The 26,654-nt window shown below is 49.6% G+C and carries 21 protein-coding genes; 8 read left to right on the top strand and 13 right to left on the bottom strand.

Annotated features, from left to right (window positions below; genetic code table 11):
• Positions 1-142: 142 nt before the first annotated feature.
• The 3 genes from C2M24_RS09335 to C2M24_RS09325 form a co-directional block, all read right to left on the bottom strand.
• On the bottom strand, positions 143-2,206 hold the full coding sequence (locus C2M24_RS09335; protein ID WP_105201615.1) for a S9 family peptidase: 2,064 nt from the start codon (positions 2,204-2,206) through the stop codon (positions 143-145).
• A 360-nt stretch (positions 2,207-2,566) separates the two neighbouring features.
• Positions 2,567-3,961 (bottom strand): hypothetical protein, encoded by a 1,395-nt coding sequence (locus C2M24_RS09330; RefSeq protein WP_105214447.1) that lies wholly within the window; start codon positions 3,959-3,961, stop codon positions 2,567-2,569.
• Positions 3,962-4,147: 186 nt separating this feature from the next.
• Positions 4,148-5,095, bottom strand: coding sequence for a LysR family transcriptional regulator (locus C2M24_RS09325; RefSeq protein WP_105201613.1), 948 nt, complete (start codon positions 5,093-5,095; stop codon positions 4,148-4,150).
• Between the two features lie 214 nt (positions 5,096-5,309).
• On the opposite strand from C2M24_RS09325, the gene C2M24_RS09320 reads away from it, so the two are divergent.
• On the top strand, positions 5,310-6,317 hold the full coding sequence (locus C2M24_RS09320) for a zinc-binding dehydrogenase (protein ID WP_105214445.1): 1,008 nt from the start codon (positions 5,310-5,312) through the stop codon (positions 6,315-6,317).
• A gap of 41 nt (positions 6,318-6,358) precedes the next feature.
• Here C2M24_RS09320 and C2M24_RS09315 read toward each other — a convergent pair whose 3' ends face one another.
• Positions 6,359-6,898, bottom strand: coding sequence for an acyloxyacyl hydrolase (locus C2M24_RS09315; protein ID WP_105214443.1), 540 nt, complete (start codon positions 6,896-6,898; stop codon positions 6,359-6,361).
• A 233-nt stretch (positions 6,899-7,131) separates the two neighbouring features.
• Here C2M24_RS09315 and C2M24_RS09310 point away from each other — a divergent pair, with 233 nt between their 5' ends.
• A complete protein-coding gene (locus C2M24_RS09310) occupies positions 7,132-7,743 on the top strand; it encodes an MlaC/ttg2D family ABC transporter substrate-binding protein (protein WP_105214441.1) in 612 nt (203 codons plus the stop codon).
• A gap of 369 nt (positions 7,744-8,112) precedes the next feature.
• On the opposite strand, the gene C2M24_RS09305 is transcribed toward C2M24_RS09310, so the two are convergent.
• The 3 genes from C2M24_RS09305 to C2M24_RS09295 all read right to left on the bottom strand — a co-directional run bounded on the left by C2M24_RS09305 (position 8,113) and on the right by C2M24_RS09295 (position 11,686).
• Entirely contained in the window at positions 8,113-9,339 is a 1,227-nt protein-coding gene (locus C2M24_RS09305) for a threonine/serine ThrE exporter family protein (RefSeq protein WP_105201610.1), read from the bottom strand.
• A gap of 80 nt (positions 9,340-9,419) precedes the next feature.
• Positions 9,420-10,649 (bottom strand): glycosyltransferase, encoded by a 1,230-nt coding sequence (locus C2M24_RS09300; protein WP_105214439.1) that lies wholly within the window; start codon positions 10,647-10,649, stop codon positions 9,420-9,422.
• Complete coding sequence (locus C2M24_RS09295) at positions 10,646-11,686, bottom strand: LacI family DNA-binding transcriptional regulator (protein ID WP_105214437.1); 1,041 nt, start codon at positions 11,684-11,686, stop codon at positions 10,646-10,648. Before C2M24_RS09295 ends, C2M24_RS09300 begins: the two co-directional genes overlap by 4 nt.
• A 171-nt stretch (positions 11,687-11,857) precedes the next feature.
• Here C2M24_RS09295 and C2M24_RS09290 point away from each other — a divergent pair, with 171 nt between their 5' ends.
• Positions 11,858-14,317, top strand: coding sequence for a S9 family peptidase (locus C2M24_RS09290; protein WP_105214415.1), 2,460 nt, complete (start codon positions 11,858-11,860; stop codon positions 14,315-14,317).
• A gap of 86 nt (positions 14,318-14,403) precedes the next feature.
• On the opposite strand, the gene C2M24_RS09285 is transcribed toward C2M24_RS09290, so the two are convergent.
• The gene (locus tag C2M24_RS09285; RefSeq protein ID WP_105214413.1) at positions 14,404-14,997 is read right to left on the bottom strand and encodes a glutathione S-transferase family protein; all 594 of its coding nucleotides are present in this window, start codon (positions 14,995-14,997) and stop codon (positions 14,404-14,406) included.
• Between the two features lie 213 nt (positions 14,998-15,210).
• Between C2M24_RS09285 and C2M24_RS09280 the strand changes: the two genes are divergently transcribed.
• Positions 15,211-16,533, top strand: a complete 1,323-nt coding sequence (locus C2M24_RS09280) for an ATP-binding protein (protein ID WP_105214567.1) — start codon at positions 15,211-15,213, stop codon at positions 16,531-16,533.
• A 51-nt stretch (positions 16,534-16,584) separates the two neighbouring features.
• On the opposite strand, the gene C2M24_RS09275 is transcribed toward C2M24_RS09280, so the two are convergent.
• From C2M24_RS09275 to C2M24_RS09260, 4 genes are all read right to left on the bottom strand, one after another.
• Positions 16,585-16,806 carry a hypothetical protein gene (locus C2M24_RS09275; RefSeq protein ID WP_105214411.1) on the bottom strand — a complete coding sequence of 74 codons (222 nt, stop codon included), beginning with the start codon at positions 16,804-16,806 and terminating at the stop codon, positions 16,585-16,587.
• Positions 16,807-17,074: 268 nt separating this feature from the next.
• The gene (locus C2M24_RS09270; RefSeq protein WP_105214409.1) at positions 17,075-18,286 is read right to left on the bottom strand and encodes a M24 family metallopeptidase; all 1,212 of its coding nucleotides are present in this window, start codon (positions 18,284-18,286) and stop codon (positions 17,075-17,077) included.
• A gap of 548 nt (positions 18,287-18,834) precedes the next feature.
• The gene (locus C2M24_RS09265; protein WP_158683745.1) at positions 18,835-20,379 is read right to left on the bottom strand and encodes a S8 family serine peptidase; all 1,545 of its coding nucleotides are present in this window, start codon (positions 20,377-20,379) and stop codon (positions 18,835-18,837) included.
• A 16-nt stretch (positions 20,380-20,395) separates the two neighbouring features.
• Positions 20,396-20,965, bottom strand: a complete 570-nt coding sequence (locus C2M24_RS09260) for a hypothetical protein (RefSeq protein WP_158677874.1) — start codon at positions 20,963-20,965, stop codon at positions 20,396-20,398.
• A 691-nt stretch (positions 20,966-21,656) separates the two neighbouring features.
• Between C2M24_RS09260 and C2M24_RS09255 the strand changes: the two genes are divergently transcribed.
• The 3 genes from C2M24_RS09255 to C2M24_RS09245 all read left to right on the top strand — a co-directional run bounded on the left by C2M24_RS09255 (position 21,657) and on the right by C2M24_RS09245 (position 24,824).
• Entirely contained in the window at positions 21,657-22,742 is a 1,086-nt protein-coding gene (locus tag C2M24_RS09255; protein ID WP_105214405.1) for a M24 family metallopeptidase, read from the top strand.
• Between the two features lie 92 nt (positions 22,743-22,834).
• Positions 22,835-23,227, top strand: coding sequence for a hypothetical protein (locus tag C2M24_RS09250; protein WP_105201601.1), 393 nt, complete (start codon positions 22,835-22,837; stop codon positions 23,225-23,227).
• 190 nt (positions 23,228-23,417) lie between these two features.
• Positions 23,418-24,824 (top strand): InlB B-repeat-containing protein, encoded by a 1,407-nt coding sequence (locus C2M24_RS09245; protein ID WP_105214403.1) that lies wholly within the window; start codon positions 23,418-23,420, stop codon positions 24,822-24,824.
• 52 nt (positions 24,825-24,876) lie between these two features.
• On the opposite strand, the gene C2M24_RS09240 is transcribed toward C2M24_RS09245, so the two are convergent.
• On the bottom strand, positions 24,877-25,575 hold the full coding sequence (locus C2M24_RS09240; RefSeq protein ID WP_105214401.1) for a cation transporter: 699 nt from the start codon (positions 25,573-25,575) through the stop codon (positions 24,877-24,879).
• A gap of 198 nt (positions 25,576-25,773) precedes the next feature.
• Between C2M24_RS09240 and C2M24_RS09235 the strand changes: the two genes are divergently transcribed.
• Positions 25,774-26,652, top strand: coding sequence for a LysR family transcriptional regulator (locus C2M24_RS09235; protein ID WP_105214399.1), 879 nt, complete (start codon positions 25,774-25,776; stop codon positions 26,650-26,652).
• Positions 26,653-26,654 lie beyond the last annotated feature (2 nt).

Here is a 26,654-nt window from a genome sequence, read left to right as displayed (position 1 = left end):
AGTTGTTATCTATTAGATAGCATGCAAGCAACACTCTTCGCAGCGTGAGAATTTGAGGCTAATTATTGATCGCTTTTCTGGTCAGGGAAGAGGTAAATAAAAAAGCCACCTTGTGGTAAAGGTGGCTTAATGTAACAAAGCCTTAATCTTCTTTTTGTGCGTCTTTTACCGCTTTTAGTTTGGCGGCATGGTCAATCTCAAATTCAGGCATCTCTTTGTTGCCAGCCATCAAGTAGTTGTCCATCCAGCGCATTAACCGCAGGCTGTAGTCGTATTGCGCTGCAACCTTACGGTTACCATGGCCTTCACCCGGGTAGTACACCAGGCGTACGTCTTTACCTTGCACCTTCATATAGCGATATAGCTCCATGGATTGTGCCGGGTGAACGCGCGGGTCGTCTTTACCATGCATAATAAGCAAAGGTGTTTTTGACTGGCCGGCCCAGTAGATTGGGCTGCGCTCCAGGTACCACTGCCACTTATCCCAAGGGTAAGAGCGGGCGTGTACCAGGTGCATTTCGTTGGAAATATCCGTGGTACCAAACTTGGAAAGCTGGTTGGTTACACCCACAAACATCACGCTGGCGGCAAAGTGCTCGGTCAGTTTAGTTGCACCCCAGGCCGAGGCATAACCACCGTATGAACCACCGGTAATACCCACGCGCTTGCTGTCAACCAAACCCATATCTACTAGGTATTGCTTCATATCGACTAGGTCGTCGAACTCTTTACCTGCATAGTCGTTTTGACCCAGCTTAGAGTACTCAACGCCTTTACCCGTTGAACCACGGTAGTTAGGATAGAAAACTGCATAGCCGCGTGCTGCACCCATTTGGCCTGGATCTGAGTAACTTGTTACCCAGCCGTTTTTATCGTGGCTTTCAGGACCGCCGTGTACCGCCATGATCAGTGGGTAGGTTTTACCTTCTTCATAATCGAGCGGGTAAACCAGCACACCACCGATCTCAACGCCATCGCGGGCCTTGAAGGTCAGGGCTTCTTGTTTGGCGAAGCGCTTGTCGTTTAACCAAGGGTTTGAATCGCTTAAACGGGTCGCCTTAGAGCCGCGCACCATATACACCTCGTTCGGGTGCTTGGCGCTGTTGGCGCTCAGGGCCAGGGTTTTGTCTGAGTCGGAAATGCTCAATGAGCCGGCGATAAACTTACCTTCTTTAACCAGCTTCTTGTATGTGTTTGAGCCAACCTTGATCTGACCGATAAAGCTCTCAGGGCTGACCTGGGCCACAAAGTTCAGGGTGTTGCGCTTGTTTGACCATTCAAAATCGCTGATATGGCCCATAAAGTCAGGCAGCCATTCGTTGATCTCACCGGTTTCGGTGTCCGCAAGGTATAAGCGGCCCGTGGCTGGATCGTGCTTGTCATCGGCACCGAGAATCGCCACGTAGCGACCATCGTGCGACAGCTCGGCGGCGCCTAGCTTGCCTTCGGTTTTAAACGACAGGGTTACTTGCTTGGAGGCCAGATCGAACAGGTGCCATTGAGACTTCATGTACTTGTCGTCAATCAGCGCCGTTGGCTGGGTCTTAACCAATAGCTTTTTGCCATCGGCAGAGTAGTTCATATCGCTGACATAGCCGTCGATGCTGATGGCTTCTGGGTCAAGAGGCTTATCAGAGGCGGCAAGGTCAACCAGGTGCAGCTGTTTGTTATCCAGACCTAGCTCATACACTTCGGCCATAAAGCCAAGCTTTTTAAGCTCTTTTTCAGACTTGTCTTTGGCTGGCATGGCCAGTAGCGCTACCTGTTCACCATTGGGGCTTAGCTGATAGCTGGCAATGGCGCGGCCTTTAAGGGCCATGACTTTTTGTGCCTGACCACCATCGACAGGGATCTGGTACAGGGCAGTGAATTTATCGTCGCCCAGCTTGGCCAGGAAATAAACATGCTTGGCATCGGCAGACCAGCTGATGCTCTTAATATTGACCTTGCCGGTTATAAACGGACGTTCAACGCCTTCGTCATCAATAACATACAATTCGCTGTAGTTAAGACCGTTTTCGTCCTTGTAGAGCTCACGTGGCAGGGAGCGGGTAAAAGCAACCTGCTCGCCATCCGGGCTGATAGCGGTTTGTAAAACGCTTTTTATTTTTGGAATGTCTTCAACCGTGATGGTGTCATTGGCAAATGCTGGAGCGCTTACACCCACGGCCATGGCCAGGGCTAGCGTCGATTTCAATAATTTCATCTCTGTCCTTCGCTTGTTGTTATGCCAATTCTGTTAAGTATGTGATCAGATATAGCGCTGGATAAATGATGTGATAACAAGGCGGAATTTTTCCTATGTAGTATTCTACATATTAAAATTCCAACACCGTTAGCACGATATTTAGCCCGCTAGAATGATTAGCTATTTAAGTGAATTGGTATTCGTGGTCGCTATTCTACAAAAGCGCACTGCGAAAGCCAGTGTTTGCGATTAAGCTCGGAATCGGTGGGTTAAACAACGGGTAGCAGTAAGATGTCGGTGGGAACTGGGGAGCAGCTACCCACCAACAGGGTTGGGATCTGGGTAAGGATCTCAGGCGCTAGGAGCTTATCCTGTCCGTTACTGAGCCAGCTCTTCGCCTTGCGCCGCCACCGTATGCAGGCTAGTAAGCTTGTAACCGGAAGCTGTACTGGCATCGGCCTCTAGGAGCATTATGTAGTTACCATCGGCGGTCACATCTACCGCACCTTGTTGATGCAGCACTATCTCCTGACCATTATCCTCTAAAATGGCGTAAAATCCGTACGTCTTATCGAGTAGGGTTAAAGACTTGGCGCCATAGCTGTTTAGGCTGTCGAGATGATGTTCGGTTTGCGAAATGGGCTGACCATCCAGGGTAAAATAAATGTCCAGTTTATTAACCGGCAAACCGGCGTACTCATCGACCAGATTCACCACAGTCACCTGATGGCTGACGCTGTTAGGCACCAGGTTTTGCGCCACACTCATCAGTCTTGGGCCGTGTTCGGCATCCTTATAAAAAACGCCCAGAGCGCTTTGCTCCTGCTCCAGGGTTAGCAGGTAATTATCTACCAGGGTATTGCCTTGTTCATCAAGCATGGAAATGGAATAGCTGTTCGGTGCCAGTTGCAGTGTCTGCGACAGGGTATCAGCGTCGGTACTCGCCGTACTTAGCTGGAAATCCCCCTTACTGGCTGTGAATTGGGCGCTTGGATACTCGTCCATGCTGTTGTAAAACTGCACCTGAGCCTGGGCATCCTTGTTTTTCAGGCTATAGGGAGTATTGCCATTAGTGATAATGTCCACCGTCAGATAGTCGCTGCTATTGTCATAACTGGGGCGAATGGCCATGACCAGGGCATCATCGACATTGATGCGGGTTTCATCGGATTGCCAAATCGGCGTCGTGCCGCCGGCCTCGGTCAGGTAAAAGGTATAATCATCTATCTTATGCTCTGTGCTTGCGCTCAGGGTTTCAAACATTGCCGAGCCAACCAGCTCTGCTTGCTCGAATACACCATCATCCGCGGCCATATAAAGATCGAAATTACGTTCTGCATTGGTCACATTGAGCATTTTCAGTGAGAACATATCGCTGGTTTCACGATAGGGCAAGTCGACACTTAGCAGCTTCTGCTCTTCGATATTGCCATACATCATGAGTAAGGTCTTAGTGTCGTTACGAATACTTAAGGTGTCGCTGATTATATCGACCAGGTTACCCTGATCGTTACGGTATTGAATGGCAAAATCATAGTCATCCGTGGTGTAGCTGTGCGTTGACGTGACATTGCCAAGCTCCGCCGTGGTGCGCGCTACATCGGCGATGCTCAGGGTCATGGTCGGGCCATTGATGGTGCCGTTGTACAGCTGAATGCTGCCGGAGTCGCTGCTGCCGTCGGAGCTGCCGCCGCAACCGCTGAGGCTGACTATGGCGGTGCCAACGAGTGCCGCCAGGGTTGGCTTAAGACCTTTATTATTGTTGTGTTTCATACTTGATTCCATCGTGAACTAGATGCTCAGTATGACCGATAAAAAACAAAAAAATCCCATGTTTTACATAGTATTACTCCGCTTAACAGATGTTTACACAAGTGTTAAAAAGTGTGCGATTTTACGCCGGATAATTACATATGTAGCGCCGCAGAAACCCGAGCGCTGTGCATCAACATAAGGCGCTTATTTAGGGCGATACAGGGAGTCCAGATCGGGGATATTCAACTCCCAGCGGGGCACGGTCTCGCCGATATAATGTCGCACCGCATCCAACAATAAGCGGGTGCGCACAGGTAGATCGCGATGGGGGTAGAGGGCGTACATGGCGCTGTAGTCCGGCAGGTTTATCTCGCTCAGCAGCGGCTGCAATTGGCCAGAGGTGATCTCATCCTGGATCAGCAGCGCCGGCACCAGGCAATAGGCGGTGCCGGAAAGCACCTTGTCTATCAGCACCTCGCCATCATTGGAGGTATAGACGGCGTTAATCACCTGCTCGCAATGCTCACCTTCGGCATTGATATAGCTTATTGAGTCTAAGCGCTTATGGGAGCTGGTATAGGTGGCCGCGGGCAATGCGCCTAGCTCCTCCATGGTCCTGGGCTCGCCATAGGTGGCGATAAATTCCGGGCTGGCCAACAAGAGCATGCGGTTGCGGGCAATTTTACGGGCAATCAATGACGAATCTCTGGGCTCGCCGATGCGAAACGCCAGATCAAAGCCTTCGGAGATCATATCCACCGGGCGGTCGTCCAGACGCATATCCACATTGACCTGAGGAAAGCGTTTTTGGAAGTCGTTAATCACCGGCTGAATATAGCGTCGCCCCAGGGTGTGAGAGGTGGCGATGCGCAACAGACCGCGCGGCTCCTGATGGTAGTTTTCCGCCAGTTGCACTGTGTCGGCCAGCAGCATGCGTAAGTCTCGGGCCTTTTTGACCATTTCGGCTCCGGCGGCGGTCAATGAAAACGAGCGGGTGGTGCGATTAAGTAAGCGTACGCCGAGCTCGTCTTCCAGTTTACTGATCTGTTTAGATATCACCGACCTGTCTATATTGCGCATGGCCGCAGCCTTGGAAAAAGAACCCTGTTCCACTACCTCAAGTAGCATAATAAGTCGGCTGGTGGTATCCATAGCTGGCGTCTCGGTGGGGCAAGAATTTATTGATGCCATTCTGGCATTAATGTTTTTATAAAACCAGTGTATCTGATGACGCGGCGGTTATTTACCATGGTAAGGTTGAATCTTGGCGCCTATTTGCTCAGTATGAGTATTGCAGCGGCGTCAATCGCGATAATGATATTCGCCATCAGGCGTTGAAACCACTTTTTGATCATAGGAAATAGCTATGTCCGGCCCCAACCCCACCATGCAGGCTCTTGTACTACATGAAGCTTCACCAAGTCTGGCGCTGCAGTTGCAAGAATTGCCGGTGCCGTCCATTGGTGCCAGCGAGGTGCTGGTGGAAGTCGAATATGTGGGTCTGAACCATATAGATGCGCGCCTTGGTGCGGAGGGCTTTTGTCGTTGGCAATATCCTCATGTGCTTGGCATTGATGCGGTAGGCACTGTTGTTGAGGCGCCGGTCGGCGTGTTTCCTAAGCGTGGCACCCGGGTGATCTTTACTACCAGTTTGGCGGATCAAGGGGTACTTAAGCGCTATACCAAGGTGGCCAATTATGCGGTTGCTGAAGTGCCCGAGTCCATCCCCAGTGCTGTGGCCGCCACCTTGCCCAATGCCGGGATGACGGCGCTGGCGGCGCTGGACAAAATTCAGCTGCAGGCCGGCGAGAGTATTTATATTAATTCCGGCTGTGGGGCGGTGGCTCACTTTGCCATTCAATATGCGCGTCAGCGCGGTGCCAAGGTGTTTGTCAGTGCTCCTGAGCGTGAGCACGAGCGCATTAAGGCGTTGGGCGCCGATGTAGTCTTTGCCAGCACTGAAGAGCAACTGGCGCGGGATATTAAGCATGAACTCGGCCCCGATGGTTTTGACACCATACTCAATAGTTGTGGTGGTGACACCTTTGTTACCGATTTGGCGCATCTGCGCTTTGGCGGCCGTATTGCCTGCCTAAATGGTTTTGCCGAAATTCCTCAAGAGCTGTTATTTAGCCGCGCGCCCATTATCGCCGCCGTGTCTTTAGGCGGTGCCTGGCTGGCTAATAGCTTGTGTGCGCAGCAAAAATTAAGCTTTATGGGGCAACAGCTATTGCAGGATGTGGGCTCGGGTAAGATTCAGGCACCCGGCCATCGTATTTTGCCTTTTGATACCGAATTGGTAGGCGAAGCGCTGCGTCAACTCTATCAACAAAGTACCGCCGTGCGCCCCGTGGTAGCGGTTAAGCCACGCTGAGGCTCACCGCATGAATAAAATTAGCCCTTATCTGGGCCACACTAAAATGAACGTGAGTAGGACAAGGAAATAAAGTCCAGCCCCGGGTTAGGGCTTTCAAAACCGGCATTGGAATAATGCAGGTAGCGCAGTCCAAACTCGGCATTATCCAGTTTGTAGACTACGCCTATTCTGTCTTCAAACTGGTAGTGGGTGCTTACGTCCTTGCCTGCGAACTGGGTGTCATCTAAGAGCGACAACCCTATGCCAAATTCAAACAGCACCGGGTGGCCCCGATATTGGGTGATGGGGTATTGAAATACCGGGGTTAGTGCCACAACAAAGTTGCGATCATAGTCATTGTTGTCGCCATAGCGCCAGAAGTTCACACTGCTTTCAAAAAACACCTCAAAATTATTGAAGCGCTCCGGCAGGTATTCGCTGAGATAATACTGATAACCTAATTTGATCCCTTGTACATCCCCTTCACCCTGAATGTAATGCAGGGTGTAGCCATGTCGTGGCGTTTCCTGTGCTTGGCTGGCAGCTAGGGGAGCCAGGCTTAAGGCCCCGGCCAAGGTGGCTAACATTAGTGATTTCATACGCTTAACCTCACAACAAAAAGGGCGCGTACTATTCATTGTGAGGGGCTAGGGATCAATGGAGGAAAATGCACAGTGGTGGTGCGGCCTTGGCACCAATAATCTAACTATATGAATACTAAGAATAAATTTATATGTGCATAAATGGAATCAATAATGTGCGTATTTGTTGCTTATATTTCAAAATACGTTCCGCTACCATGGCTGCCAATTCGATGTGAGGAGAGTAGCCAATGCGCGCACCTAAGCTGTTTTTACTGTTTATTACCACCGCCATGCTGAGCTTGTCGGCCGCCAAGGCTCAGGCAGCCAATGCTGAAGAGCCTTATACTATGCTTAAGCAGGTCGGCGAACAGCTATTTGTAGATATCGGCAATATAGAGGCCGATGAACAACAGAAAAAGGCCGAGCTACGCACCCTGGTTAAGACGCAGTTGATCCCGCATATCGACACCAAATTCGTGTCCTTTAAACTCCTTGGTAAGCATGTACGCGAAATCAATAAGCAGCAGGCAGTCGCCTTTATTGATGCCGTTGAGTCGTATTTGGCTCATACCTATGCCAATGCTTTGATGAGCTACAAGGGCCAGGAAGTACACTTTATTAAGCCTAATGCGGCGCCAAGCAATGGTTATACGGCGGTGAAAACCGAGATAGTTGAGGCGGGCAAACCGACCATAGATATCGTCTTTAAACTGCGCCAAGACAAGGCCGGAAGCTGGCGCGTCTATGACCTGGTCGCCGAGGGTATTTCACTACTCGATGCCAAGCAAAAAGAAATTATTGCCCGTATCTCTGAGGTGGGTATCGACCAGGTGAATCAAGAGTTGTTAGCCAAGGGCTAATGTTGAGTTCTGTCCTGCAGTGTTTTGGGGTGAACTTGTAGCCTTAACCCATGAGGCTCCCTCCCTAGGAGTTCCCCCTTTTTTTTCTGCTGGAATACGGTGAGTACAATTTGCTAGTACGTTGTTGTTATTGTTGTGACAACATTTTCAGGTGAACTTATGGCCTTTTCCCTGTGGCCTCCTATCAATAAGTTCACCTTTTTTTTTTGCTACCAATTCTGTTAAGTATGTGAGCAGATATAGCGCTGGATAGATGATGTGATAACAAGGCGGAATTTTTCTTATGTAGTCTTCTCCATAGAAAAATTCCAACGCCGTGAGCATGATATCTAGCCCGCTAGAATGATTAGCTATTTAAGTGAATTGGTACTAGAGACTTTTCTTTGGTGGCAACACCACGTTCGCAAAAATAAGCCCGGCTACAAGGGACATAAAGATCAAAAAGGTTTGCTGGCCGATATGGTCGGCATAGACAAAATCCTGCCCTTCAATCAGTGAATTAAGCCCTATATAGGTTTTTGACCCAGGCACCAGAACGATCAAGCCCTGCATGGCAACGATGGAGGCCGGGGCATTGGCGATACGGTTAAAGAGGTTACTAAAAATCCCCACCGCCAGGGCGCCAACAAAGGTACCCAAGGTGTAATCCAAGTAAGCTGCAGAGCCGATACTGGCACCATAGGCGATAAAGCCAGAGGCCAGCGACCACAGTGCATGTTTGGCTTTGGTTCTAAAAATAACCACTAGCGCCGAACAAAGCAGGAGGATAGCGAGCCAGGCAGTCCATTTGGGTAAGGGCTCAGGCGTTACAAATTCTGCCTGCCCAAAGAGTGCAAAGCCGATGCCGATGCCGATAAAGGCACCGAAATAAAGCTTAAACAGCAGCATAAAGGAGTCCATTACTCGCGCCGTACCAGACACCAGATGCCGCGCCGCCAGTTCGGCCAGACCCAGCGCCAAGGCGAGGCCGGGGATAAAGACGATAATACTGGAGAGCACCACTAAACGTATATTGATTTGCGCGTCTAAATACACGCTAACGGCACAGGCTAAAATGGCAGAAACCACGGCCACCAAGGGTTCAAGCATGTGTCCTACACGGCGCGAATAGCTTGACCAGAGCACGAATAAATACACCACCAGGGTTAGCAAGCTGGAATAAAAAACATCGGTCCAGCTGGTGCCCATCAGCATGGCAAAGGCGCCACCAGACATGGCAAAGGCACCGGCAGTTACCAAACGGTTGTAGGGGGCGGGCATCACGGCGATTTCATCGAGGCGCTTATCCGCCTCGTTAATGGTCAATTCGCCCTGGATAAGGGAATTTACCACTTCGTCGGTGTTGGCTAGCGAGCCGAGATCATGATCGCCCGGATCAACGCGGGCGACATGGGTGTACTCGTTCTCATGACCCTCGGTCCAGATCACAAAGGTCACCGAGGTGGGTGACATAACAAAGGAAGATTTCAGCTCCAAATAGGTCGCGACCTCCATCAGGTGCGCCTCGAGTCGATAGGCCGGAGTGCCGTATTTATGCAGCATTTTACCGAGCTTAACGATAAATTTACGTTTTTCTTTAAAGAGAGCGTCTTCCACGCGGGGTCCTCGGTTGTTGTTCAAAATGCACAGCGCGTGCGCATTTTATTAATCTAAGGTTACCTGTCTACTGATTTCTATCAAGATTTTATTGAATTTTTTGCCTCAATCCACTGTGCCATGTATTGGGTACTGCGCATGGTGTGGTGTTTGAGCATTTGCCCGGTGAAGTTCTCTCGGCGGTGCAGTGCTAGGTTTTGTTGCATGTCATTGATGCGCGCCAATAAGGCGGACGCCAGGGTGTTGCTGTCGTAAACCTGGTTCAGTATTGCTCGGCCATGCTCCTGAGCGGCAGTAAACTCGGCCTCATTTTCATGCAATTGCACCGCGGCATCGGCAAACGCTTGCGGGTCGTTGTGCAGCGCACCATTCCAAGGTAAATCCAAATGCATGCCCTCGGCGCCAATAGAGGTGGTTACCGACGGCGTTGCGGTGATCATGGCTTCCAGCAGCTTGCCCTTAATACCGGCACCAAAACGCAGCGGTGCCAAACACACCCGCGCCGCGCTCATAACCTTAAGGGCATCATCGGCCCAGCCCTTGATCAAAAAGCCGGTCTTGGGGTTATGCAAGGCGGTGGCTTTTGGCGGCGGGTAGGAGCCGTAAATATGCAGTTCCGCCTTGGGCAGTTGCTTGCGGATAAGCGGCCAGATCTGTTGTAAATAGAGCACCGCATCCCAGTTGGGCGCATGTCTGAAGTTGCCTATGGTCATAAAATGTTGACGTTCGGCAAAACTCGGGGTGTGCGTGGGCAGGGCGCTTAAGTCGACCATAAAGGGCAGGTGATGTAAGAGCTGAGAGTCGACTTTAAATACCTGGTTGAGCAGCTGCATCTCGTAGCTGGAGATGATCAGGCTGAGATCGCTGCGCAAAATAGCGGCGATTTCACGCTTGGCCAAATCCGTGTGCAGGTCGGCGGTATCGAATTCCTTATCCGCTTTATGGGCTTCATGGCGGGCGCCACGTAAACATTGTAGATCCTCGGTATCGAGGATTTTTAATGCGTTAGGCGCATATGTATCGACCCGCCAGCCGAATTGTTCTTCCATCATAAAACGGTCGAACATCACAATATCCGGCTTTAGTTCGCCAAGATAAGCATCGAAACTGCTGCAATTGAGGGCAATATCCGCGCTGCTGATGCCATATTGCGCCAGGTCTTCCATATGCTCGGTGCGCTGTGCCGGTGAGGCAAATTCTACCTGCCATCCTTGTGCGCGAAACAGTTTTAATAGCGACATCATATGGCTGCCGGCCGCCGAGGAATTTGGCTCTGGCCACACATAGCCAATCACTAATACTTGGGTCATAAACAAGACGCTCGTTTGATAAGGGTTACATCGATAAGGGTGCGACGGGGTACGCTTTGGCCATTGAGTAAGGCGGTTAAGGTGCTCAAGCTGTGCTCGGCAAGGTCGGCACTGCGATAGGCCACAGAGCTAAGCGGGCAAGGCAAGATGGCGGAGTCCGGCAGGTCGCCAACGCCCACAAGCTTCACCTTATTGCCAGCACTTAGGCCAAGACTTGGCAGGGAATCGAGCACACCATAAGCGATTGGATCGCCGGCGCATAATATGCCCAGGGGCGATGCCAGCTCCGTAGAGTCCGCCTCATCGAGCACGTCTGCCAGCGCCGAGTTACTTAGGGCTTGCTGGCCAGCTAGGCGGGTATTGTCACAGGCAATCAATTGGCGCGTCAGAGGCTCTTGGTGCAAATGCAGCGCCTGCTCAAATCCTTCCACCAGCTGGCTGTAATCGCTGATTGAAGGAGCGCCCAGTAGGGTCAGGGATTTACAGCCCTCGGCTATTAATGCCTGAGTCGCCAAAAAAGCACCGCGCTGGGTATCGGCAAGTACACAAGGAGCTTCGCTAAAAGGCACTTCACGGAGCACATTAATGATCTGCATGCCGCTTTCGCTAAGCGCATTTTGCCAGGTGACATCCGTGCCTGTGGCCGGACACAAGATCACCGCGGTAACATTAGACTCCCGCAGGCGTTCCATCAGTTGTTGTTGGGTCTCAAGCTCATCATTGCTGCACAGCAACATGGGCACAAAACCCAGCTCAAGTACCCCTTGCTGCAAAGTGATTGCCAGCTCATTGAATCTGGGATCAGTCAAGGTCGGCAGCATAATGGCCACCAAGGTCGAGCGTTTTGAGCGCAGCGCCGCCGCATCCCGGTTATACACATAGCCCAGCTCAGCCATAGCCTGGCGCACCTTTTCCTTGGTTTTATCGCTGACCTTATCCGGTTGGGTGATCACCAAAGATACGGTGGATTTAGACACTCCGGCCTGGTGGGCAACATCAATGATGGTGATTTTAGGATGAGGTGCTGTGCTGGTCATGTTGCTATCGGGGGCTGATTAAGCGTTATATGGTAGCAGATTCTGCGCCAAACTAACCAGTTAATCGCAATGAGTTGTTTAGTTTATATCCCCAGGTAGACTGTACCCAAGAGTCTGTTTATTTAGATAAATAGGCCCAAGAGGATAATAATCACAACAAAAGGGTTTTCTATGAAACAACACCTCATCGCCTCCGTGCTCCTCGGAGCAGTGGGCTTGATTTCGGCGCCCACCGCGCTTGCTCAGCAAGAAGCGTTGGTCGCTGCACAAAATGACGGTGGCTATCAAGTGCCATCGAAAGAGCTGGCGCAGGTCGTCGATGCCAAGTTGGCACCGCGTTCCATGTTATCACCGGACGGCCAATGGCTGGCGTTACTTGAACGCCGCCGCGTTGAGAGCTTACAGGAGCTGGCCAAGCCAGAGCTGAAACTGGCCGGTATCAAGCTCAATCCAGATAATTTTTCTCGCTCGCGAGTGCGCAACAAGTACACGGCGCTGACGTTTAAATCCCTCGAGGGGGATATTACCCTGGACGTAGGCGGTCTGGATGAGGGCATTATGCGCTCGCCGCAGTGGTCGAGCGACAGCCGTTATCTGAGCTTTGTCTATGAAACGCCAGCATCGGCCACCTTGTGGGTGTACGACATAAGTACGCGTACCCTGAAACAGTTGACCGAGCATGCACTTAACTCAGTGGTTACCGCCACCCCGTATCAATGGATGCCCGATGCCAGTGGCTTAATCATTAACCAAGCGGTGAACCTGGGTAAGGCCCAGCCACAAGACGATGCCAGCACGGTTGTCCCGGTGATCCAACAAACCACGGGTGAAAAGGCGCCGGCCCGTACCTATCAGAATCTATTGACCAGTCCCTACGACGAAGCGCTGTTTTCCTTCTATGGTCAGGGTCAGTTGATGCGTGTGAGTTTGGATGGTCAGGCCAAAGCCATAGGTAAGGCCAAGCTATTTAGTAATTTCAGTATCTCACCCGATAGCAACAATATTCTTGTTGCCACCTTGGATCAGCCCTTCTCTTATCAGGTGCCGTATTTCCGTTTTGCCACTACCTGGTCTGTGTGGGGAATGAGTGGCTACGAGCTAACAGAGCTGGTTAAACAGCCGTTGGCCGACAACATTCCTCAGGGTTTTGACAGCGTGCGTACCGGTCCTCGTGACTTTGACTGGCGCAGCGATAAAGGTGCAACGCTTATCTGGGCCGAAGCCCAAGATGGCGGTGACATGAAAAAAGACGTGCCGCATCATGACCATATTTACACTCTAAGTGCGCCGTTTAAGCGCAAGCCTAAGCTGTTTGCTAAAACCGAGCGCCGCTTTTCCGGGGTAACCTGGGGCAATGAGAACCTGGCCATGCTGTCCGAGTGGCGCTTTAGCGACCGTCAGGTGCGCAGCTGGATTATCGCGCCAAACGATGCAAGTGCTTCGCCGGTGCTCTTCTCCGAGCGCAGCTATAACGATGCCTATAAAAACCCGGGCGATCCCATTTACACCCACAATGATTTGGGCGTGCGCGTAATGCAGGTGGTGGGCGACCGCTATATTTACCTGCGCGGCGATGGTGCCTCACAGCAGGGCAATATTCCATTTTTAGACAGGTACGATGTTAAAACCAACAGCACCGAGCGCCTGTGGCGCAGCGAAGCGCCTTACTATGAGCGCGTTATTGACCTGTTAGACGAAGAGGGTGAGCGCTTTATTACCGTGCGCGAGTCTAAAACCGAACAACCCAATCTGTTCGTGCGCGACTTGGATGACGACACGCTAACGCAACTGACTCAGTTCCCTCATCCGTATCCGGCCTTTAAGGGTATTCAAAAAGAGCAGGTACGCTATAAACGTGACGATGGTGTTGAGCTATCCGGCACCCTGTATTTACCGGCTGGTTATGAACCGTCACAAGGCCCAATCCCTGTGCTGATGTGGGCCTACCCACTGGAGTACAAGGATAAATCGGTGGCCTCGCAGGTGCGTGAATCGCCTTATGAATTTACCTACATAGGTTATTGGGGCCCTATGCCTTATTTGGCCAAAGGCATTGCTGTATTCGACGACCCGAAAATGCCCATAGTGGGCGTGGATGGCAAGGAGCCGAACGACACCTTCCGCAAGCAGCTGGTCGCCAGCGCCCAGGCGGCGGTGGATGTCTTGGTTGAAAAAGGCGTGGCGGATAAGGACAAGATAGCGATTGCCGGGCACTCCTATGGTGCGTTTATGGTGGCCAACCTGCTGGCCCACAGCGACCTGTTTAAAGCCGGTATTGCCCGCAGCGGCGCCTATAACCGCACCTTAACGCCATTTGGTTTCCAGGGCGAAGAGCGTAACTTCTGGGAAGGCCAGGCGGTGTACGCCAATATGTCACCGTTTTTCCATGCGGAAAAGATTAACGAGCCCATGCTGATGATCCACGGCAAGGAAGACCCTAACAGCGGCACCTTCCCGATGCAAAGTGAACGCATGTATGCGGCAATGAAAGGTCTGGGTAAAGACGCCCGCCTGGTGATGCTGCCCTACGAAGCTCACGGCTACCGTGCCCGCAAGAGCCTGCTGCATGTTTTGTGGGAGCAAGAGCAGTGGCTGGATAAGTACCTGCTCAGCGACGAAAGAGCCGAGTAATCTGGCTTGAAACGATAAAACCCACGCTTAGGCGTGGGTTTTTTATGGCTCTTAGAGTGGGTGTCTAGCTAAAGGCGCTAGCCTTACTACATGCCGGTGTAGTTTTTATTTTTCTGTATATTGGCAATCCATGCCAAGATCGATGGATACAGATGCAAGTCAAAACCACCCTCGTGAGCAACATGGGTATACCCATAGAGACTGATGTCTGCCGTAGTCAGTGAATCCCCGGTCAAATAGGCAGTAGTGGAAAGCTGTTTTTCCATCACAGCCAGTGCCTTGTGTCCTCCAACTTGCTTGGCTGTGTACTCGGCCTTGCGCTCATCGGGTAATCCCAGATATTTGGCGATAAAGCGCGCCACCGCGATATAGGGTTCATGGCTGTACTGTTCGAAAAACTGCCACTGTTGAACTTTAGCGAGCTCAAATTTGTCCGTCGGCAGCAATTCAGTGCCCGCGGCTAGGTAATTGAGAATTGCGTTGGACTCGGACAGGCAACGACCATCCGCTAACTCAAGAAGCGGAATTTTCCCGCTGGGGGTTTTCTTTAAAAAGTCGGCCTTTGCTGTGTCGCCGGCCATTATGTCGACATGAATCCATTGGTGCTCTATGCCCAATAACGAGCATAGCAATTTGATCTTGTAGCAGTTTCCAGACTGAATATCTCCGTGAATCTTCATCAATCCCCCTGTTCTTATTTAATGTGGAAAGCGTTGAGAGTAACGGCCACTTAGAGTGGGTGTCTAGCTAATTTTTATTTATTTTTTTGCTTATCTTTACACTTTATTGCGCGTGAAAAGAAAAGTTAATACACTAATGTGCGCGTAAAAGTGTTTTTAATTGTGTTTTTATGCGCATATTAGTGATTAGACATAAGTGGAACGACCATCATGATACAAAGAACGCTACTGGACAAACTACTTACTTGGAAGAATAAAGCCCAACGAAAACCATTGTTGATTGACGGTGCTCGTCAAACGGGCAAAACTTATCTGCTCAAAACGCTACTTGGTCGCAGTTTTGACAATCTCCTTCGTGTTGATTTTTTGGAATCACCTGAGATGGCAGAAGCATTTGCAGGTTCACTTTCCCCCGATGTTCTGCTTGCTAATCTGGAGCTGCTGACCGGTATTGCTTTTAACCCAGAGACTGACTTACTTATTTTGGATGAGATAGGTGAGTGTCCGCGCGCTGTCACCTCTTTAAAATATTTCGCAGAGCAGGCTCCAACTATGTTTGTAGCCGCCAGTGGCTCCAATATAGGCTTATTGAACTCTTTTCCGGTTGGTAAAGTGGAACAATATAATCTCCGTCCACTCACGTTTCGAGAGTTTTTAATTGCATCCGGTGAAATGGCTTTAATCAAGGCGTTTGCATCTCAGGCCAACTCAGCTGCTGCTCATTCCAAGCTATTTGATAAACTGACCGATTATTATTTTACTGGTGGTATGCCTGAAGCAGTACAAACTTGGTTTGATTTGAAGCAAGGTAGCATTCTTGAGCGAATACAAGCCGTTAGTGCCATTCATGCCGACTTAATAGTGGGTTATCAGCGAGATTTTGGTAAATATTCAGGTAAAACCGATGCGACTGTTATTGAGTCTGTCTTTACCAATGTGCCTTCTCAGTTAGCCTCTGTAATAGATGAATCGGTTAAACGCTTTAAGTTCAAGGGCGTTCATGAGCGTAAATCCCGCTACAGTGATTTTGAAAGTGCCATTAGCTGGCTGGATAAATGTCACTTGGTACTAAGAAACTACCCTGTTGATGGTACTCCAAGAAGCCCACTTGCTGCTTATCGTAAAGAGAATATGGTGAAACTATTCTTGTTCGATGTCGGGCTACTCAATTATATGCTGGGTACTAGCTATAAAGAAATTAAACAGCAAGGCTACGAATATAAAGGCTTTATTGCAGAAAACTTTGTTCAACAGGAATTTGCTGCACAAGGCCTTGAACCAACCTTTTCATGGGGTGATGCGCGGGCAGAAATTGAATTTATTGCTGCAGATGAGTTGGGCGATATTATTCCGATTGAAGTGAAAAGCGGTAAGCGCACCAAAGCAAAATCGCTTCAATCCTATATCACCAAATGCGCTCCGAAAAAGAGCATTAAATTAACTGGTACTCAAGGCTCTTCACCACTGGAAAAAGAGCACCTTGTTTTACCTCTTTACTACAGCGAGTACGTTGTGAGCCAACATTTGAAGCTCTAAGGTTTAAACCTTGGCCTCAGAATTATTTAAGGTGGGTGTCTAGCTAATTCACTAGGCTCTTGCCATCATGGTGAGTTGATCTGAACTCAAGCGCAGTTCTTGAGAGAGTCGTACTAGGTTAAAGTTTTGCTCCAAGCCTTTTTGTTGCTCACTCTTACTGACAAAGGCTAGAACCACAAACACTAATGCGGCTATAAATAAGGTTAAACACAGTCCGATAATGTATTCAAAGTATTTGAAGCTAAGAAATTTATGATATTGCTTTTCATTCATCGACCAACTCAGCTCGTAACTAATATAAAGCTTAACCCTTGATTCTTAGTATAGGTGAAGTTTTTTTGGCCCTGTGTGTTCTTGTTATGGAGGGGTGAGATTTATGCAGGCGAACTGCTGTGTTCCAGCTAATTCTTCAGACCTTGATAGCGGTGAGAAAGCAAACCAAAGTAGGTCTATAAACTCCCGGATTTATATCTACAAGGTAATGAGTTAGTGGTGAAAATGCAGCACCAGAAAAGTGCTGCATAGGTGTTTGGTTTTATATTTAAAGCCCAAACGGGTTATCGATACTGTGTGCCGGCTCGGTAAACCACACCGGGCCTTTTTCCGTGGTATAAAAGTGATCTTCCAAACGCACGCCAAACTCGCCCGGGAGCACCAGCATGGGTTCATTGGAGAAACACATGCCCGGCGCCAGCACCTGCGGGTTGTTTTTAACCAGATAGGGCCATTCGTGAATATCTAAGCCTATGCCATGGCCGGTACGGTGCGGGCAGCCTGGTAGTTGATAATCCGGGCCAAGGTTTTGCTCGGCAAGGTAGCTGCGTGCGGCCAAATCCACATCACCACAGGTGTTGCCTACCTGCGCTGCGGCAAAGGCTTTAAGCTGGGCATTCTTTTCAATTTCCCAGAACATGCGCTGGCGCTCGGTGGCCTCGCCAAACACATAGGTGCGGGTGATATCGCTTAAATAACCTTTAAGCTGACAGCCTGTGTCAATCAGCACCATGTCACCTTGTTTTAAGGTTTGTGCGTCCTTTACGCCATGGGGAAAGCTGGTGGCCTGGCCAAACAGTACGATACAGAAATAGTTACCGGCAACGGCGCCTACTTTTTTGTGCGCCGTATTAATAAAGGCTTCCACCTCGCGGGTGCTGATCCCTTCATAAAGAATGGAGGCCGCGGCCTTGTGTACTTCCAATGTCATGTCCATGGCACGTTGGATCAGCGCTAGTTCATTGGCTGATTTTTGCATACGGCAATGCTTGGTCACCTCGCCACCATTAATCAGGGTGTAATTGGACGCGGCTTTTTTGATGCCATCGGCAATAAAAAATTGCGCGCTTTCATCTATGGCCAAAGTAGCTGTGTCGCCATAACCCAGTTGCGTCATCACCTCGCGCACCAGTTCATAGGGATTTTCTTCTTCTTGCCAGGCATGAATGGGGGCATCAATCACCTGGTAGTCACGTAGCGAACCAATTTCAAAAAACGGGGCGATAAAAGCAATATCACCTTGGGCAGGAAGAAGGGCACCCACCAAACGCTCACTCGCGTACCATTTTAAGCCGGTGAAATAGGTCATATTGGTGCCGGCATTAAGGTAGACGGCGTCTATGTTGTTGGCTTGCATATAGGCCTGGGCTTTGGCGATGCGGGTGCGGTATTCCGCCTCTTCAATGGGCTTAATATCCGTGGTCATGTCGCTTAGCTGCGCCAGTGCTTGTTCTTGAGTTTGATAGCCAATGCCTTTCATTGCGCCTAGCTCCTTACTTATTGAAACCGCGAGATGCAAAATGCATCGAGATTCATCGCAGTGGGTTGTTCGTTAATACTTGCTGCTATCAGCTTGCTCCTTGTTGCCACTTGAGTCAGTCCTCAGTGCTGCGTGTAACCAAGCCGCTGGCACAGCACTTTACTGTATGCAGCGATACACACAACCGGTTTGCGATAAGTGTGTGTGGTCTGCGCTAAATAACTGGCAAAACCTTTGATAAGGATGTATCGCCTCAACACGTAGGGCCACATACTCTGCGCCCGCCTGAGCTAATGTATCAAAAAGATGACTGCTCAGCGCTTTTGGTGATACGGCATCGCCTACCTGAGTAATAAAAGCGTAAAGTTAATATTGGCGCTCAGCCTAGGCCCAAGGGCCAGCTTTTGCTCATGAAATAAATGCCAATCCAGTGAGGGTATATCCATTGAGATACAAGGAGCAGAACTCAGATTAAATTACCTAAAAACAAAAAAGCGCTCACTAGGAGCGCTTAAAGTAACGATTATAAAGGAATGAAACGAACCCCTTTAGCCTTGACCGCCTTTTAGGTTGCCCTTCGGTACCTGGCAGCCATTGGCCTTGAGATAGTCGACTGCATCCTTGGCCTGTACTAGACCCCAGCCATAAGCATAGTCATAGCCTGACTCACCCAGATCCTGCGCCGAGGCACGAAGCGCCATGCGAATACCATTTGCAGAGCATTCGGGGAAATTACTCCATACCAGGGCAGCGACGCCGGATACATGAGGGGTTGCCATGGATGTGCCGGACATTAGATCGTGATCCGGGAAGTTTGCCGATGAAATTGTGGTCTCTTTACCAAGATTATCCATCAACAACTGACCTTCTTGGTAGGTGACCGCTCCGGCAATCATGTCGGTTGGATTGATCATGGGGATCAATTTACCTGGCATGTTATTGCGCACGATAACACCTACACCACCGTCGGCTTCACATTGGTCCACTTTTTGAAAGAAAGGGATTTGTCCCCGTTCCATTAGGCAAATTTTGCCAGTGACATCGCCACAGCTTTCGGTACCCAGACCACAATCCACCAGTTCGCCGGTGACACTGCCTATACCCGAGTTTTCCATTGAGTAGTGCAGCACGTTTAGGCCATCTTGCACCACATTAAACTTATTAAAGCGAGCACCTCGTCCCTGAGGAACGGTCGAGAAAACATCCACGCCAGGGGCGCTGAGCTCAACCTGACTCGTGCGCTGGGAGAAAGACGCATGACCTTTAGAGCTATCGATAGCGGCTACGGAAACCACACTGTCGTATGAAGCTGGGTAGCTGTGGCTCGGCTGGCCCGAGTTACCTGCGGCGGCAATCATCAGCACATTGTTACGCGCGGTCTTGGCGATGGCACGTTCCTCAAGAGGGCTAGAGAAGGTGCCGCCTAAACTCATAGAAATGATATTGGCGCCCGCTTGCTCACATTCATTGATGGCATGAGCCAGATCCGAGGCATAAGCCCAGGCACCATTGCCTGCAAATACGCGGACGATATGCATATCAAGGGAGTGATCAGAGACCAAGCCCACGGTGCCGATGTCGTTGTTCACGGCCGCTATGGTGCCGGCAACATGGGTACCATGACCAAATGGGTCTTCGTACCATACGCCAGCGCCTCCGTCTTCGGCACCTGTTACAGCCGCGTTAGGCAGATCTGGGTGGCTTAAGCCATAACCACTGTCTATTACGCACACCTTCTGGCCGCCTTGGTAGCTTACTTGATCACCTTGCACCATGGGCAGGCCATAGGGAATAAATTGGGTGCTGCCCTCAGACATCAGCTTTCGCGGCATGTCCGGATAGAATGCTTGAATGCCCTTTAATGCGGAAACATTGCCAAGCTGGCTTTTATCTAGGGTGATCGCCAGACTATCCAAATCTGATAGTTCGCGATTTATTTGAATGCCTTGCGCAACAAGCTGTGATTTAACGCTATCAAAGTCGTTGGTGTTGACCTCTAGAACCATGCGCAGTGGCTCGGCGGCCGTAGCGGGTAGACTCAGTAGGGTGGCGATACTCGCCGCAAGTAGGGTTTTATTTTTTAGTGCTTTCATTTTTGGCTCCTTGCGTTTAGGCGTCGTCATCGCTTGATGGACAATCTTGTACTTGAACGTTACCGCTCATGGTTCCGGCATTGTGATAACCCTCATACGGGCCAGACTCGAGTAACATCACATTTAAGATGCCATTGGCACCAAAGCCCGAGTTGATCCCCTCGCCGATATCCATCATGCAGGCAAAGCCTGTTCCTTCGCCGGGCGCACCTGGGTTGGTAGAGTCATAATTAAACTCAACCTGGAACATGCCCTCGGTACAGATATCTTGTTTGCAATGTTGAGTTTCATCCTCAAGACCATCTGGGTCCACAGGGTCAACACTGCATAAGCCGGCGCCAGAGACACTGGCTCTAAATGCTACGCCGCCGACTTGTTGCCAATCGATGGCGGTTTTATCCTGGTAATTTACGCGGCCGTTAATGTCGCCATCACAGCGTGCCGCATGAGCGGTAAAGACCGCCTTGCCGTCACCGCCTTGCGAGTGCAAGGTGCCGCCGACCGCCACACGGCCATCGAGCTTGGCGCAACCGCTTAACGTGGTCATTGCCCCAAGTATGAGTAATCCTAGATATGTTGATTTCATTGGACCTTCCCCAAAAATTTAAGATTTTTGTTTTTATATGTGATGCCGCTTGTTGTGCAAAAGGCCATTCAGGCGCTTTACCGACAAGCAGCGATTTACTGCCTACAAAAATTAGTAGAGCATTCGCCATCTGATTACAACGCCCGCTCTTTGCGCAAAGTATTGGAAATGGGGCGGGAGAAAGCGCGGTGGAATTAAAAAATCAGTGTTAACAGGGTGTTAAATTGGCATCGAAACACATGTGCTAAATGGTGTTAATTTGTACTGTTCTGTATCAGGCGTTGGCATTTAATACTTTTTACTGTTGTTAGAATATAAACTCTATTATTTTATTAGTATCAGTCACTTAACATTTGAGCCAGGTTGCATATCCGCTGCGATAACGAAGAGGTTGTGTGTCGTTTTAGGAAATGACATCATTTAAGCCTTTGGATATTGTCTGCAACTCAATAGAGGAACACTCCTGTATATCGCAGACGTTATAGAAAACTAAAGGCGTGAGCCATCACCTTTACCTGCCGCAGCGAAATTAAAAAGAAGCTATGATGCTTTGTTTAAATTGGGTTTGCTGAGATATTGATAGCGTAAAGGCGCGCTTGGCGCTGTCAGCGCCTTAATTGAGAAAAGCATTAGCCGTAACAGCCGTTTTACTTCATTTTTAGGGTCTTCTTACAAGGGTTTATATTTAACTATGAGTCAGGTTTTTTTAACGCGTTTGGCACGACTACAACATCTTATGCTCTCGCAGGGCGATGAACTGCTGATCGTACAGGGATTTGAGAATATCGCTTATCTTAGTGGCTTTTCCGGCAATGCCGCGACCCTGTTGGTGATGCCGCAAAAGGTGATGATGATCACCGACTATCGCTATTACCAGCGCGCCCTGAGTGAAACCCGGAATATCGAGGTGGTGCAGCGGGACCGTGATAATGAAAGCTTAGGCGCCTGTATTGCGCGACTAAGCGGCAAAAATCTGCGCATTGGCTTTGAAGCGGCGCACTTTAGCGTGGCGCAGTGGCAGGGTATAGCTAGTGAATTGAACGCCGCCGCGCTCACACCAAGAACCGATATGGTTGAGTCCTTGCGGCGGATAAAAGACGAGGATGAAATTGCTTGCATACGTCAGGCTGCGGGCATCGCCGACAGTGCTTTGGCACATACGTTAACGCAAATTAAAACTGGTATCACAGAGCGTGAGCTGGCCATTGAGCTGGATTATCAGATGCAATTGCGCGGCTCTAACGGCACCTCATTCAACACCATCATGCTGTTTGGTGAGCGCAGCGCCTTGCCTCATGGTAATCCCGGGGAGAAGCAGCTGGCTGAGGGCGACTTTATTCTCATCGACTTTGGCGCCGTGGTGAAGGGCTACCGCTCGGATATGACCCGCAGCTATGTATGGGGGCAGCCTAGCACAGAGCAGCAGGCGATTTTCGATACGGTACAAAACGCCCAGCGCACTGCCCTTGATGCGGTGCGTCCGGGAATAAGCGCCCATGAGCTTAATGCCAAAGCCCATGAGGTGCTGCAAGCCAGTCCGTTTGGCCAATATGCCGGGGAAGGGCTAGGCCATGGCCTGGGTTTATTCTTGCACGAAATTCCATTTTTGAAGCCAGGCGAGCATTACCGCTTGCAAGCCGGTAATGTGATCACCATAGAGCCGGGCATTTATATCCCGGGCCTTGGTGGCGTGCGTCTAGAAGAAGACATAGTAGTGACGGCAAATGGTTATGATTGCCTGACCCAGGCGCCGCAGCAGTTTATTTTAGGGGGCTGAAAAAACGCTGTTGGCGCTAAGCTGAGATAATAGAGTGACGGTTAGGGTAATGAACTTTTTTGTTTTTCTAAACTTACTGACAAGGAGGCTGAATGCCCTCACTCTTTTACCAATCCAAGATAGTTGCATTGGCAGTATATGAACACCTGGAAGTTGCGATGAAATCAATTATATATCTGATCATATTTTTAGTCGGTTATGTCTGTATCAGTTATTTTAGTGGGGAGCTGGTATTCTACCCTGGTGCGCTACCGGCTGTTTTCTTTTTATATGGAAGTGTCGGCGCAATTCTATTTCGGTGGCTATCGGCCAGGAAATTACGCATCAAGGAAGTGATCTTTATTCCCTTAATTTCAATTGGTTTAATGTTGAAGGCCTTCGATAGAGATGAAAACTTAATCGTAGGTTTGGGCTTGAGTTTTATGCTTTGCTTTGTGTTAGGAGTGGCGCTGGCTAATTGGTATTTAGCTCGCCAGCAGAAGTAAGTTGCAAGTTGGATATCATCAGAACAGAACTCTTGAGCAGTGAGTTTATGCAAAGGCTTTAACTTTTAATCAATATTAGTACCTATCCAAAAAAGCTTTCTCTTCTTAGCTTATTTATGCCTTGCTCGTTGATTTGTCGGGTACAATTATTTAAATTGCACCATACAAATGATTAACAATTAACGGCATTATGATTAAAAAAACAAAAACAACGCTTTTCGCACCTGGGATCTTGAGTTTGGCGTTAGTGGGGTGCGGCGGCGGTGGCTCAAGTGATCCTGAACCTCAACCCGTTGTACAGTCTTATACGGTTAGCATTAATATCAATGGCAACGGCTCGGTTACCACGGATGACAGCAGCTATTCTAACGAACAGGTGGCCGTATTTACCGTGACCCCAGATGAAGGTTATTTGCTGGAAAGCTTCACCGGGTGTGGTGTTGAACTTAGCATTGAACAAAAGAACAGCACGGACAGCGTCACAGCCTATTCACAGGCCATGACTTCTAACTGTGAAGTAACAGTCACATTTGCCCAGCGCATTGAACTAAGTACAGCTATAGCCGATGAAACCTTACTGGCTTGCGCGCAAGGCAAGAACGACGACAATCTTGAAGGTAATCACTATGCCGATGAGGTCTATATTCTTAATTGCATGGATCAAGCGGTGAGCTCAACGCAAGGGCTTGAGTATCTAGTAAATTTGGAAACTCTTAATCTAACCCGTTCAGGGGTGAGTAGTTTAGATATCTCGGCAAATGCCAGATTAGGTAATCTGTTAGTTGATCAAAACAAACTCACCGAGTTGGACACGACCAATAATCCATATTTAACCTGGATAGACGCCGATTATAATGAGTTGACTCACCTTGATATCAGCCATAACTCCATACTAGAAAACCTCAGTGTGTATGGGAATAACCTGACGACGATCGATGTCAGCCAAAATACCCAGTTAAGCTACTTAAGTGTTGGCGCCAATGCCATTGCTGCGATTGACGTATCTCAGAACGAATCCCTTACTTCACTGAATGTCGGTGCCATGCTGCTCACAGATCTTATCCTTGCTCATAACCCAAATCTGAAAACGCTGTATGCTGAAGGCAATCAATTGGGCAGCCTAGACTTTTCAAACAATCCGCTGCTTGAAACCGTTTCTTTGAGTGGCAATGTGCAACTGATGCAAATCGATGTATCCGTATTACCTCAGCTAACCAGTCTTTTTATTGATATGAACGAGACGCGCCCCGGTGTTATGTCGGAGTTGGATTTAAGTCAAAACAAAAACTTAGAGCGCCTGTGGTTGGGTTATCAATTGTTTACTCAGATAGACCTGGCTGCAAACCAGAAGCTTTACGATCTTAATATCGAGAACAATAAATTGACTAGTATCGATGTGACCAATAACCCAGCGCTTACCTCGTTGACCCTTAACGATAACCAACTGACCAGCATTGATCTGGCCAATAACACAGAGCTTGATACCCTGTATCTAAACAATAACCCCTTGTCATCGTTGGACTTAACGGCAAATACTAAGCTGACGTCTGTGTATTACGATGGCGATGTTCAATGCGTGGGTGCAGCCTGTAACTAAGCGTTAGTCTTAGCTTCTAGGCTAAAAGTTATACCAACAAGGCGGGGTTATTTTACCCCGCCTTTTGCATGCGTCGGTCAAAAATAGCCTCGTCGTTTTGCTGGTACACAGTGATTAGCTGGCGCAGGGCGCCTTGCATCATCTTCAGTGGCACCAGGGTAAAATAGACCGAGGCGATAATCACCATTACAGGATCGGCAAACACGGCGTATTCTACCAGTCCCGCATAGCTCAGCGCGGAGGCGACAATAAATCCCGCCATCACCGCGGCGCTTATCACCGAGTCCATCAACCATTGTTTCGACTCCGCCTCAATCAGTGCCGACTTAGATTGGTTGCCACGCTTGGCTAGCAGCCAATAGGTGCCTAGGCAGCCAAGAAGGTTTATCACCCCAAATAATAAGGCAAGGCCGGTATCTACCTCGCGCCCTCCCGCTAAAATGGCCAAAACCGCCGAGACAAAAGAGGCGCCGCACATCAGGGTAATGGCAAAGCCCTTAAAGGCGATCACCGCCGGCTCAATCAAGTTGATATTCACATTATGCTGACCTGCCTTGGGGGAGCGGATATACCAGGCGGCAGCCAGGGAAATGAGAGTTAGAAACAGGCTAACCAGCGAGTAGGCGCCATCGAAGAGGATCACCAGTGAGCCCATCCAGACTCCCAGGCCTATGCCCATAAGGGCAAACACTAAGGCCGACGCGGTAGAGAAGGTTAATAATTTTTTCTCTAAAGAAATAATGCACGACATACCCACCTCTATTTTGGCAATTTTTCGTCAGCTATCGCTGGCGTTTTACTTGTTGGCGTAGATTTTATAGTGGGTTTGGCTATTCCCATAATCGCTGAGCGACGATATTATCGGCGCTGGTTGCCATGGCTTTATTTTGCTCTTTTTGCCTTGGCTGCAAACTAGTTAGATTTCAATGGATTTGTGCGGGTGTAATTGATGAAAATAAGCCAGTTGGAAATGTTTCTCGCCATCAGCGAGTCGGGTTCTATTGCCGAGGCCGCGCGGCGGCTGGGGAAAAGCCGCACCACCTTGAGTTCGTCATTAAGTGCGCTGGAGGATGAGCTTGGCGTTGAGCTCTTAGAGCGCAGTGGTAATCAGGTGATGCTTACCAATATCGGCCAGGTGATCAAGAACGATTGTGAGCGTATGGTGATGATAGCCAATGATATTTCCGGGCGCTGTCAGCAACATTTGCAGGGGGTTGAGTCTGTTCTGCGCATCGCTCGGGACGATGCCTTGCCCGAGTCTTATTGGCGCCAGCTTATTCATGATATGAGTGTGCAGTTTCCCGGCACCAGCGTGTCTGTGTATATGGCGCCGCCGCCGGAGCTTAACGATATGGTGGAGCAGAATATGGTTGATATCGCCTATTGCTTATTACCTCATAGCAACCGTTTGCCGAACACTCATCATGTTAAGTTGGGGGAAATTCGCATGATGACGGTGGCCAAAAGCGATCACCCCCTGTGTAAGCTCTCTCAGGTTGTGCGCTCTGACTTGGCTCGCTATACCGAATTTGCCTTGGCGACCATAGACGATGAGGGGTTACGCGCCGTGTCACCAGCCTCAAGCAATTATATTGCCCTGCCGTTTTATGAGCATCTGCGCAATGCGGTGCTCGATGGCACGGGTTTTTCCAATGTGCCCTCGGTGCTGATCAACCCCTATCTGCGCGATGGCAGTGTGAAGGTGCTCAACTATGATCAAGCGATGCAGCGCCAGGCCTATGGCATGATCCAAAATCGCTATAGTCAGCTCGGCGGCTTGACCCAATGGCTGGCCGAACAATTAGAGAACTATTTGAGCGAAGGCTAAAC

Origin of the sequence: Pseudoalteromonas sp. T1lg22 (assembly GCF_002964645.1) — a bacterium.
Classification (GTDB): Bacteria; Pseudomonadota; Gammaproteobacteria; order Enterobacterales; family Alteromonadaceae; genus Pseudoalteromonas.
Note: the sequence above shows the minus strand (reverse complement) of the source record. Positions and strands in the feature narration are given on the sequence as shown.

Coding starts and splice junctions, on each gene's coding strand:
- C2M24_RS09315 (WP_105214443.1), bottom strand. CDS start 6,898: ATGAAATCACTAATGTTAGCCACCTTGGCCGGGGCCTTAAGCCTGGCT.
- C2M24_RS09285 (WP_105214413.1), bottom strand. CDS start 14,997: ATGAAGATTCACGGAGATATTCAGTCTGGAAACTGCTACAAGATCAAA.
- C2M24_RS09235 (WP_105214399.1), top strand. CDS start 25,774: ATGAAAATAAGCCAGTTGGAAATGTTTCTCGCCATCAGCGAGTCGGGT.
- C2M24_RS09320 (WP_105214445.1), top strand. CDS start 5,310: ATGTCCGGCCCCAACCCCACCATGCAGGCTCTTGTACTACATGAAGCT.
- C2M24_RS09295 (WP_105214437.1), bottom strand. CDS start 11,686: ATGACCAGCACAGCACCTCATCCTAAAATCACCATCATTGATGTTGCC.
- C2M24_RS09245 (WP_105214403.1), top strand. CDS start 23,418: ATGATTAAAAAAACAAAAACAACGCTTTTCGCACCTGGGATCTTGAGT.
- C2M24_RS09310 (WP_105214441.1), top strand. CDS start 7,132: ATGCGCGCACCTAAGCTGTTTTTACTGTTTATTACCACCGCCATGCTG.
- C2M24_RS09300 (WP_105214439.1), bottom strand. CDS start 10,649: ATGACCCAAGTATTAGTGATTGGCTATGTGTGGCCAGAGCCAAATTCC.
- C2M24_RS09260 (WP_158677874.1), bottom strand. CDS start 20,965: ATGAAATCAACATATCTAGGATTACTCATACTTGGGGCAATGACCACG.
- C2M24_RS09325 (WP_105201613.1), bottom strand. CDS start 5,095: ATGGATACCACCAGCCGACTTATTATGCTACTTGAGGTAGTGGAACAG.
- C2M24_RS09265 (WP_158683745.1), bottom strand. CDS start 20,379: ATGAAAGCACTAAAAAATAAAACCCTACTTGCGGCGAGTATCGCCACC.
- C2M24_RS09275 (WP_105214411.1), bottom strand. CDS start 16,806: ATGAATGAAAAGCAATATCATAAATTTCTTAGCTTCAAATACTTTGAA.
- C2M24_RS09290 (WP_105214415.1), top strand. CDS start 11,858: ATGAAACAACACCTCATCGCCTCCGTGCTCCTCGGAGCAGTGGGCTTG.
- C2M24_RS09240 (WP_105214401.1), bottom strand. CDS start 25,575: ATGTCGTGCATTATTTCTTTAGAGAAAAAATTATTAACCTTCTCTACC.
- C2M24_RS09255 (WP_105214405.1), top strand. CDS start 21,657: ATGAGTCAGGTTTTTTTAACGCGTTTGGCACGACTACAACATCTTATG.
- C2M24_RS09335 (WP_105201615.1), bottom strand. CDS start 2,206: ATGAAATTATTGAAATCGACGCTAGCCCTGGCCATGGCCGTGGGTGTA.
- C2M24_RS09250 (WP_105201601.1), top strand. CDS start 22,835: ATGCCCTCACTCTTTTACCAATCCAAGATAGTTGCATTGGCAGTATAT.
- C2M24_RS09270 (WP_105214409.1), bottom strand. CDS start 18,286: ATGAAAGGCATTGGCTATCAAACTCAAGAACAAGCACTGGCGCAGCTA.
- C2M24_RS09330 (WP_105214447.1), bottom strand. CDS start 3,961: ATGAAACACAACAATAATAAAGGTCTTAAGCCAACCCTGGCGGCACTC.